This is a genomic window from Geothermobacter hydrogeniphilus, assembly GCF_002093115.1.
In the GTDB taxonomy this organism is placed as follows: Bacteria; Desulfobacterota; Desulfuromonadia; order Desulfuromonadales; family Geothermobacteraceae; genus Geothermobacter_A; species Geothermobacter_A hydrogeniphilus.
This window is the reverse complement of sequence record NZ_NAAD01000047.1, coordinates 1-4,134: the sequence shown is the minus strand read 5'-3', so window position 1 is coordinate 4,134 and position 4,134 is coordinate 1. Positions and strand designations below refer to the sequence as shown.

Here is a 4,134-nt window from a genome sequence, read left to right as displayed (position 1 = left end):
GAATCATCTCTGCTCAACCATTGCCCGGTTACGGCATCTTTGGCGGTCACGCGAACCAGGGCCGTGGCCGTTGGTGTGTTCGGCACCTGCCATTGTAAACTGGTACCAGCTACTCCACTCTGGATGACGGTCCAAGACGCACCAGTATCGAGGGAGTAGAGAACTGTGTAGTTCGCATTCCCAGAAAATGCAGACCATTCAACGGCGGCTTGAGTACCGCTCAGCAAAGCTTCCCCACCATTCGGGGTCAACACGGTCATATTCGCAAAACTGACCAGCAGATCCGCCAGCAATCCACCACCGGGCGCCCCGGCTGCCGAAATCGACATCCGCGAATCATAGAACTTGACGACCGGAGTATTCGGCTTGCTGAGAATGACATCCCTGGTTTTGCCGGGAGTCAATTCCACTGAATACTGCATGTGGGTGTAGGGGGCGAGGAACCCGTCCTGCCCCAGCAGCCGGACATCCTGCCCCTGGAAGGTCGGGATCTTGGTCTGGTAGCCGGTATTGACCAGGCGCAGCAGGATATCATCGGTATTGGAGCCGATGGGAATCTGCTGGGCACCGAGCGCAGCAGGCTGACCGTTGATCAGGTAGTAGGACGGATGATAGTTCATGGTGCTGGTATAGAGCTTGCCGGGTCCATAGTCGTCGGCAAGCACCGCGTCATGCAGGGCCTTGTCGATCTCACTGAAAACGAGGACATGCTCAGTGGTGTAGGTCACCTCCGCGGCCGGTACCGTAGCCGTCGGCACATAGGCCTGGCCGGCGGTCGCCGGATGAACAACCAGTACCGCGTAGAGGCCCATCTGCACCTGCAGGGCCTGGTGGGTGGCGCTCTGGATGATGAAGGTGCCGGGCCGCAGGTTGCTCCAGGTGTAAGTCTGGCTGCCGCCGCCGTTGCCCGCTTCCCGGTTGAGAGAACGGACCCGCTGGGAGACACTGGTGCGGGCCCCGCTGAAGCCGTCGGTCCAGACCGGCGACATGGCGTCCTCCCGCAGGCCGGGGATCATCAGCGAGGTCGGCTTCACCAGGCTGGCCGTGTCGGCAGGGAGGTTGTTGGTCAGGTTGATGGTCAACGTATCCGGCAGGGTGATATTGAACACCGGGATTTTCCAGGCCCCCGCCGGATGGGCCGTATCCGCAGTGTCGCGCAGACCCCACATGGTGATGGTATTGCCATCAGCCATGGTGACAGTCGCCTGCTCGGCGACCAGGTTGAGAGTGAGCCCCAGCGCGGTCCCCGCCCAGCAGATGCTGAACAGCAGCGTGGCAAGAATGAGGCTGAACACCTTGTTCCTCTTGGATTGTTTCATACCGTGTTCCCCCTTTCCTACTGAATGGCCACGCCGGGCGGCTCAACGATCAGGAAGGTGAGCATCCCGCCAGGGAAGATATTGTTGTTGGTCAGCTCTTTCTCATTGTGCGAATGCCACATGTAGTAATAGCCGCCATGCTGGTTGAATCCGCCCTCTCCGGGCGGCAGGAAGGCGCCGCCGCCGAGGTAGGGGCTGCCGCTGTAGAAGGGGCTGAAGGTCAGCTCCTGGATGCCCGGCAGGGTCACCGGCATCGGTTTTTCATGGTCGGCGACGTACTCGTAGGTGTTGTCGTCGAACCCGTCAGGACCGGCGGCACCGGTCTCATTATTGACGAGGTCGGTCAGGGTGATGTTGTCCGCCGCGGTATGACCGTACATGTCCCAGTCCATCGCGGCGCCGGTCCAGGTGAAGATCCCCTCGTAGGTCTCTCCGGGGTTGACGGTCTGGGTGTAGTCGGAGACCGCCAGGTCGGCACCGTTGCCGGGGCCGCTCGACAACAGCCGGCCATCCCTGGCAATCAGCCTGAAGTTGTTGCCGTGGGTATGCAGCGGATGAGCATCGCGACTCGCCCCGACCCAGCGGATCAGGATCTTGTCTCCGGGATGAATCCGCGGCAGACAGTTGTAGGGCTGAGTCGGCAGCCAGCTGACATTGTCGGGCAGCAGTGTGTCAGGACCGTTGCGACCGTTGAGGAACCAGTAGGTGGCATGGAAATCGTTGAGGTTGATTTCCGCACTGCGACCGAACTCGACCAGCTCGTTGTAGGTTGAATCCATGTCGGTCTGCAGGAAAAGCACCTCGTAATCATAGGCCGTTGAAGCGTCTCCATAGGCGGTCGGTGCCGCCGGGTCAAACCCTGTCGGCCGGACGATAATCGCCCCGACCAGGCCCATGTTCATCTGCAGGGCCGGGTTGGTGCCGCTTTGATAGAGATAGGTTCCGGGCTGATCGGCGACAAAGGAATAGGTCACAACCCCGCCGGGAGCGGCCTCCTGGGTCAGGATACCCGCCGTTCCCCCGGAAGCGACCGCTTTATGCCCGGGAAAAATGATCGAAGTCGACACCGGCAGGTTGTTGGTCAGGCGGATCGTTATGGTATCACCCTGGTTGACGATCAGGGTCGGCCCGGGGTACTGGGCGCGACTGCCGGCGATGCTGTAGCCGTAGATAAGCAGGCTGTTCCCCTCACCGGTGCTGATATGGTCGGTCTTGGCGGTAAAGTCGAAAAAGGTTCCTGAAATTCCCGTCACCTTGGCCTGGGCTGTGCCGGCAACCCACAGCAGCAACAAACCCGCCACCAGCAGCAGCCTGCTCCAGTTTTTGCTTGTTGGTCTATGCATCACATCCTCCAATCGGGCAGTCTGTTATCACTGAATGATGATTTCGGTCATCATGCCGCCGAAATCTTCCTGGTTGTTGCTGAGCTGTTCGAGGTTGCGGGAGTAGACGAAATAGGTTCCTGGCGCCACCCCGGTGGTGTCAAGAATGACGTCCGTCGCCTCACCGCCGCCCAGACGAATGGAATTGGTCATGTAGAAGAGATCGGTCCCGGTCGGGTCACCGTTGGTGCGCATGATCTGCGCGCCGTTGCCGACCACCTTCATCGGGATACTGGGGGAGATGACGGTAAAATGTTCCGTGGTTGACAGGCTGGTCACACGGAGCAGGACCCGGTCACCGGCGGTCGCCTTGATCAACGCCGGCATGCCCTGGGCGAAGTTTCCTTCCTTGTTCAGGATCAGGTCGATGTCGCCCGGATTGGCGGTCGGCGTGAGTTCATTGACCGTATCCGGGTATCCCCGTCCGTTGAACATCGGGTAGACGTCACGCATGGTGGAAAAGGACAGGGGTTGAACGGTTTCATCCTCGGTATGGAAGACCGGGTCAAACGAATGGATCTGCAGGGGCATCATCACATCGTAACCGGTCGCCCCGTTGATATCATTGTAGGCGAACTTGCTGTACGGTTTCCCGTTCACGGTAATCGGGGACCCGTTGTCCTGGATCGGATCGACGTAGAAGTTGCCGAGCATCCCCATCTGCATGTGTTCGGTCGCCTCGACATGACAATGGTACATGTAGGTGCCGGGCTCGACGAGGTTGTAGAAGTAGGTCATGCTCGACCCCATGTTGATCGAAACCGCTGAATCGGGCAGACCGTCGAAAATCGCCGCCACGTTCGGAAACCCGTGATAATGAACCGTATGCGGGTCAAACAGGTCCGGACGGATCAGCATGCCGACATTGTGCAGGGTGAGAAAGACCTTCTGGCCCTGCTTGAAGTGCATGGTCGGCGCCGGGAAATTGGCCCCCAGGACCAGCCCGGGGTTGGTCGCGTCACTCCACATGTTGCCGGCATCAGCCGGATCAGGCGCGGTGCCGTTGACGACATCGTCGGGGGTGTAGGGCCCCCCGAAGGCCGAAAACCCGAAGGTGTAGAGGTGGCGGCCATCCCCCATGACGGCATAACCATCACCGCCGCCGATCTGGACACAGATATTGTCATTGTCAACAATGCCGTCACCGTCAGTATCAACCCCGTCGGTATCGGGCGGACACTGCTGGCGATAAACCGCCTGTGAAGACCCCACCCCGACCAGGAGCAGGAGGGCGATCAGCGGCAGGACTGTCAGAAATCGTTTGCAACTCATCTGGAACTCCTTTCAATTGCCCTGCCGGGGATAGCCCGGCAGGGCTCTGCCTTAGTAGTCAGGGTTATTGGATCGTGAAGGGTGCGTCGGAATCATCTCTGCTCAGCCATTGTCCGGTTACCGCATCTTTGGCGGTCACGCGAACCAAGGCCGTGGTGGTG

General features: G+C 59.8%; 2 protein-coding genes and 1 pseudogene. All 3 read right to left on the bottom strand.

The genetic code is table 11. The features are described from left to right. Window positions 1-1,319 (bottom strand): annotated as a pseudogene (locus B5V00_RS16670) (hypothetical protein); the annotation flags it as partial. 17 nt (window positions 1,320-1,336) lie between these two features. Then, entirely contained in the window at window positions 1,337-2,662 is a 1,326-nt protein-coding gene (locus tag B5V00_RS16665) for a multicopper oxidase domain-containing protein (RefSeq protein ID WP_085011938.1), read from the bottom strand. 27 nt (window positions 2,663-2,689) lie between these two features. After that, window positions 2,690-3,973, bottom strand: coding sequence for a multicopper oxidase domain-containing protein (locus tag B5V00_RS16660; protein WP_085011937.1), 1,284 nt, complete (start codon window positions 3,971-3,973; stop codon window positions 2,690-2,692). Between the last annotated feature and the right edge of the window lie 161 nt (window positions 3,974-4,134).